Origin of the sequence: Arthrobacter sp. H41, assembly GCF_000520535.1 — a bacterium.
Taxonomy (GTDB): Bacteria; Actinomycetota; Actinomycetes; order Actinomycetales; family Micrococcaceae; genus Arthrobacter_D.
The window spans coordinates 1-3,451 of sequence record NZ_KI914845.1 but is presented as its reverse complement, the minus strand read 5'-3'; the positions used below and the strand labels follow the sequence as shown (position 1 = coordinate 3,451).

The following is a 3,451-nucleotide window of genomic DNA, read 5'->3' as shown; positions in this document are numbered from 1 at the left end:
GCGTGATCCCCGCCTCGGCGGCGCGGGCCCCCGGGATCTCGAGGGTGCCGTAGACCGGCATCCTCGAAAGCCGTTTGGGTGTACGCGGGGGCTGCGACCGGAGTGCCCGCCCGTGGGCGATCGCGCGTGGGATCACGCAGCCGATCAGCGAAACAAAGAGCAGCAGGTAGATGGCCGAGAACCAGACCGAGGAATAGACGTCGAACAGCTGGAACCAGTCGAGGACGGGACCGGTGTCCGGGTTGTCCTGGATGTACTGCGTCACCACTTCGGGGTTGGCCGACCGCTGTGGAAACAGCGATCCAGGCACTGCCGCGACGGCAAGAAGCAACAGCAGGAACAGTGCGGTTCGCATGCTGGTCAGCTGCGTCCACGCCCACCTCAGCGTTCCGGTGAATCCCAGCGCGGGCAGGACGGCGTCGGACCGTACATCCCGACTGCTTTCCTTTTCCTTAGACACTTCGACCTTTTCTTCGGTGACGGTTTCCTGACTGGCTGGATTGCCGGATGCGGCGCGCTGCACTAGATCGGCAGCACCACACTGTTGACGAGGACATCCTGGAGCTCGGTGATCCACAGGTTCCACACCCCGGTGACCATGAGGAGCCCTACTGCAATGAGCATCCCCCCGCCGGAGCGCTGCAACAGAAGTCGGTGTTTCCGGAAGAACCTGACTGCCCCCATGCCCCGGCGGACCCCGAGGGCGATGAGGAGGAACGGAAGGCCGAGGCCAAGGCAATAGACGAACGTCAGCACCGCACCCTTGAGCGCGCTGGCGTCATTGCCGGAAATGGCAAGCAACTGCACTGCTCCAAGCGTGGGGCCGATGCAGGGAGCCCAGCCGAGCCCGAACGTGACGCCGAGGAGCGGCGCCCCGATCAGTCCTGCGGGCAGGCGTGCGTGGATGCGGCTCTCCCGCTGGAACCAGGAAAAACCGCCGATGAACACGATGCCGAGCAGGATGACCACTCCGCCAAAAACCTGGATCAGCCAGTCCTGGGAGAGCCGAAGCCAGGCACCGAGCGCGCCGAACAGGGCGCCGTAGGCCATGAAGACCGCCGAGAATCCAAGGACGAAGAGTCCGATGCCGGCGAACATGCGCCCCCGCCGCTGACGCTCGAGGTCCACTCCGGTGAGGCCGGTGACATAGCCGAGGTAACCGGGAACAAGCGGCAGGACGCAGGGAGAGGCGAACGAGACCAGCCCGGCCAGCAAGGCGACGGGCAGGGCCAGGAGCATCGATCCGTTCAGGACGGCATCGGCGAAGGGATTGACCGCTGGGAGCAGCGGAAGGGAGAACCCGGGCGTCGCGCCGGCGCTACTCTGCAAGAGCATCTTGAATCAGGGCCTTGAGGGTGCTTCGCTCCGCCAGGCCCAGGATCCTCGCCGAGATCCGACCTTCCTTGTCGATGACCAGGGTTGTCGGCACGGCCTGAGGCGGCACGTAGCTCGTCATGGCAAGCAGGACGCCGCCGTCCTGGTCATCGAAGCTCGGATAGGGAATATCAAAACTGCGCTCGAACGCTTCGGCGGTGGCCCGTTCGTCACGGATGTTGACCCCGAAGAACTGAGCCCCCTGCGGCTCGAACTCGTTGTGCAGGGCAACGAGATCCGGGGCCTCCTTGCGGCACGGCGCACATGCGGCGTACCAGAAGTTGAGTACCGTCACGCTACCGATCCACTCTGTGCTCGACACCTCAGTTCCGTCAAAAAGCTTCCCCGTGAATTCCACGGGCTCCCCGCGCTCGCCGGCCGCGTATTCCGTGACCGACCCATCGCCCGCAATATAGTTCTTGTTGTCTCCGGCTGCGGCCTGCTGCGCCAGCGGGTCCTCGGCGGTGCAGGAGGAAAGGGCCATCGATGCGGGAAGGCCTACGGCGAGTGCGGCCCCGAACTTCAGGAGGGAGCGGCGGCCCATGGCAGGGTTCGGTGTGTTCACGGCTTCTTTCACAGAGTTCTACAACGTGTAGTAATACTATTACGCTCCCGGGACATTCGCCGCACCGGGCAGGAGGTCAGCGCAGGGCTCCGCGTAGCGGACCCTTGTGAGGGTGTCATTCGAGAAGTCCAGCGAGGTGACGGAGGTCAGTGTGCACTCGCGCTGTCGGGGATCATGCCACAGCCTGCGCCGCTCCGCTGCCAGTCGCGTGACCCAGATAGGCAGCTGGTGGCCGACGAGGACCGCCTCCGCCGGCCGTTCCGGGTCGGTATTGCCGGCCGCAAGGGTGATCGCGGCAGCCCGCGCGTGCTGTACCGCTTCCATGACCCGGGAAACCTGCGCCGCATAGGGTTCGCCCCAGGATGGCTTCATAGGGTTGACCAGCAGCGGCCAGTAACGGGGCTGCCTCAATCTGCTCTTGACGCCCGACATGCCCTCGAAACGGTTCTCGGCCTCGATGATCCGATCCTCCGTGTGGACTGCGAGATTCAGCGCTGCCGCCAGCGGCTGGGCGGTTTCCTGCGCCCGCGTCAGCGGCGAGGCGGCGAGATACACCAGGTTGGCGCCATCGTCCTTTCGCTCGCCGAAGTAGCGCGCCATCTGTTCGGCCATTCGCCGGCCCAGCTCGGACAGGTGGAACTCCGGCAGCCTCCCGTAGAGGACGCCGTCGGGATTGTGGACCTCACCATGGCGCACCAGGTGGACGGTTGCTAGGGGCATGATTCCAGTTTCCCAGAGTTCCTGCCCGGCGCTAAATTGCGCCGGACGCGCCGTCGATCGAAATTGTTGAATATTTTACTGATGGATGGAATAAAAGATGCAAACGCATGCTTATATGGGTGTAACCACTTCCCCTCACCACATCACCACAAAGGAGAACCACCATGAGCATTCCTTCAGGACTCACCGCAGGCACCTGGGCCTTCGACCCTTCCCACAGCGAAATCGGCTTCAGTGTCCGCCACGCGGGCATCAGCAAGGTCCGCGGCAGCTTCACGGACACCGACGCAGCACTGCAGGTCGGCCCCAGCCTCGAAGACTCCAAGGTGACGGCGACGATCAAAACGGCGTCCTTCTCCTCCGGTGACGAGAACCGCGACGGTCACGTACGCGGCGCCGACTTCTTCGACGTCGAGCAGTTTCCCGAGATGACCTTCGTCTCCACCGCGGTCACCGGAGCCGGCGAAACCTATGAGATCCAGGGCGATCTCACCATCCGTGGCATCACGAAGCCCGTAGTGCTGGACACCGAGTTCAACGGTGTCGCCGTCGACCCGTTCGGTGCCACCCGCGCCGGTATCTCAGGCTCCACCACCATTTCCCGCAAGGAGTTCGGCCTGACCTGGAACGCAGCCCTCGAAGCCGGGGGTGTGCTCGTCGGCGACAAGGTCACCATTACCGTCGACGCCGCGTTCGTGGCTCCTGTCGCCGCATAGCGACTGGGTACGCTCCGGCCCGGCGCCGGAGCAGTAGGACTCGACGCCTGCAGCCGCCGTCGCACCCCGCCCGGGT

At 64.5% G+C, this 3,451-nt stretch carries 5 protein-coding genes; 1 reads left to right on the top strand and 4 read right to left on the bottom strand.

The window, feature by feature from the left end:
* From Y705_RS20790 to Y705_RS0116115, 4 genes are all read right to left on the bottom strand, one after another.
* The coding region (locus Y705_RS20790; RefSeq protein WP_162149106.1) for a cytochrome c biogenesis ResB family protein at window positions 1-460 on the bottom strand (460 nt) is incomplete at its 3' end.
* Window positions 461-522: 62 nt separating this feature from the next.
* The gene (locus Y705_RS0116125) at window positions 523-1,239 is read right to left on the bottom strand and encodes a cytochrome c biogenesis CcdA family protein (RefSeq protein WP_049822907.1); all 717 of its coding nucleotides are present in this window, start codon (window positions 1,237-1,239) and stop codon (window positions 523-525) included.
* A gap of 79 nt (window positions 1,240-1,318) precedes the next feature.
* A complete protein-coding gene (locus tag Y705_RS0116120; protein ID WP_049822906.1) occupies window positions 1,319-1,918 on the bottom strand; it encodes a TlpA family protein disulfide reductase in 600 nt (199 codons plus the stop codon).
* 60 nt (window positions 1,919-1,978) lie between these two features.
* Window positions 1,979-2,659 carry a histidine phosphatase family protein gene (locus Y705_RS0116115; RefSeq protein ID WP_026533591.1) on the bottom strand — a complete coding sequence of 227 codons (681 nt, stop codon included), beginning with the start codon at window positions 2,657-2,659 and terminating at the stop codon, window positions 1,979-1,981.
* A gap of 164 nt (window positions 2,660-2,823) precedes the next feature.
* Between Y705_RS0116115 and Y705_RS0116110 the strand changes: the two genes are divergently transcribed.
* Window positions 2,824-3,375, top strand: coding sequence for a YceI family protein (locus Y705_RS0116110; protein ID WP_026533590.1), 552 nt, complete (start codon window positions 2,824-2,826; stop codon window positions 3,373-3,375).
* Window positions 3,376-3,451: the final 76 nt, after the last annotated feature.